The organism is Streptomyces sp. 4N509B (genome assembly GCF_052245655.1).
Classification (GTDB): domain Bacteria; phylum Actinomycetota; class Actinomycetes; order Streptomycetales; family Streptomycetaceae; genus Streptomyces.
In genome coordinates this window covers 1-2,240 of sequence record NZ_JBQQBZ010000086.1, presented here as the reverse complement: position 1 = coordinate 2,240, position 2,240 = coordinate 1, and the positions used below count along the sequence as shown (strand labels likewise).

Here is a 2,240-nt window from a genome sequence, read left to right as displayed (position 1 = left end):
CCCATCCACCCGACGCCCCACCAACACCAACCGCCGCACCCCATGCACCTCCACCAACCGACGCACCACCAACCGACCCAACGTCCCCAACCCACCCGACACCAACACCGTCCCCTCAGGATCCAGCTGAAGGAGCTCGTCGGAGCTGTCGGTCACCCGCTCCAGGCGCGGCACGAAGACCCTGCCCGAGCGGATCGCGAGCTGCGGCTCGCCCGTGGCCACGGCGGCGGGCAGCACGCGCTGTGACGCCTCGTCGTCGTCCGTGTCGACCAGGACGAAGCGGCCCGGATGCTCCGTCTGCGCCGACCGCACCAACCCCCACACCGCCGACCCCGCCGGATCCGCCACACCACCATCCGACCCCACCGCAACCGCACCCACCGTCACCACCACCAACGGCCCACCATCACCCTCACCCTCCCCCAACCACCCCTGCACCCGACCCAACACCTCCGCCACCACACCCCGCACCACATCCCCACCCACACCACCACCGCCACCACACCGCACCAACGCCAACCCACCAGACCCAACCTCAGCATCGGCCGCGAGCGGGTGGGGCTGCCACACGACCTCGTGCAGCGGCAGCTCGTCGTGGGCGCGGCGCGCGGCGTTGAGGTGTTCGGCGTTGATCGGTCTGGTCAGCAGCGACTCAACGGTCACCACCGGCACCCCGTCGGCGTCGGAGGCGAGGAGCGACACGGAGTCGTCGGAGCCGTGGACGATCCGCACGCGGAGGCTGGCCGCCCCGGCGGCGTGCAGGGTCACGCCGCGCCAGGAGAAGGGGAGGCGACCGCTGTCGCTCGCCATGGCGGCCGGTGTCAGGCCGGTGGCGTGCAGGGCCGCGTCGAGCAGAGCGGGGTGGACGCCGTAGGCGTCGGCTTCGTCCTGGAGCGCCTCCGCCAGTTCGAGTTCGGCGAAGATCTGGTCGCCGATGCGCCAGGCGGCGCGGACGCCCTGGAAGAGCGGCCCGTAGCGCAGCCCGAGCGCGGCTGCCCGCTCGTAGAGGCCGTCGAGCGACAGGGGTTCGGCGCCGGGCGGCGGCCACGCGGCGGCCAGCTCGTCCACCAGGTCGTCGGACGGCTGGCGGCGCACGGGACCCACGACGCCGCTCGCGTGCCGGACCCATTCGTCGGTCGTCTCGGTGTCGCCGACGTGGCGGGAGTGCAGCGTCACCTCCCGCTGCCCGTCGGCGTCGGGTGCGCCCAGCTCAAGCTGGAGCTGCACCTCTCCACGTTCGGGCAGGGTGAGCGGCGTCTCCAGGGTCAACTCCTCGACGGAGTGGCACCCGGACTGGTGGGCGGCGTGCAGGACGAGCTCCAGCAGACCGGTGCCGGGGAGGAGGACGACGTCGTTCACCGCGTGGTCGGCGAGCCAGGGCTGGGCGGCCAGCGAGAGCCGGCCCGTGAACAGGAACCCGTCCGACTGGGCCAGCCCCACCCAGGCCCCCAGCAACGGATGGCCCGTCGCCTCCAGTCCACCACCCGCAGCCGGCTGACCGCCCGACCCGAGCCAGAACCGTTCCCGTTGGAAGGGGTAGGTCGGTATGTCGACCTGGCGGCCGGTTGGCAGAACCTTCGCCCACTCCACCGGAACACCGTGCACCCACGCCTCACCCAACGAGGCGACGAACCGCTCCCAACCACCCTCACCCCGCCGCAACGTCCCAACCGCGACCGCGTCCTCGATCCCCACCGCGAGGACCGGATGGGCACTCACCTCGACGAAGACGCCGAAGCCCTGGGCGGCCAGGGCATGTGTGACCTGGCCGAACCGGACGGTCTGCCGCAGGTTGTCGAACCAGTACTCCGCCGTCAGCTCCGTCGTGTCGATGACCTCCCCGGTGACGGTGGAGTAGAACGGCACCCGACCCGACACCGGCTCGATCACCGCCAGATCGGCCAGGATCCGCTCCCGCAACTCCTCCACCTGCGACGAATGCGACGCGTAGTCCACGGGGATGCGGCGTGCCCGCACCCCGTCGTACTCGCAGGCCGCCACCAGCTCGTCCAACGCCGCCGGCTCACCCGACACCACCGTCGCCCGCGGACCATTCACCGCCGCCACCGACAACCGACCCGGCCACCCCCCGATGCGTGTCTCCACCGCATCCACCGGCTCGTTCACCGACACCATCCCCCCACGACCCGCAAGCGCCGCCCGGATCGCCTGGCTGCGCAACGCCACCACCCGCGCCCCATCCGACAACGACAACCCACCCGCCACCACCGCCGCCGCAA

1 protein-coding gene is annotated in these 2,240 nt (G+C 72.1%); it reads right to left on the bottom strand.

The window, feature by feature from the left end:
- Positions 1–2,226: acyltransferase domain-containing protein (locus ACTWP5_RS32015; protein WP_443224699.1), on the bottom strand; the 2,226-nt coding region annotated here is incomplete at its 3' end.
- Positions 2,227–2,240: the final 14 nt, after the last annotated feature.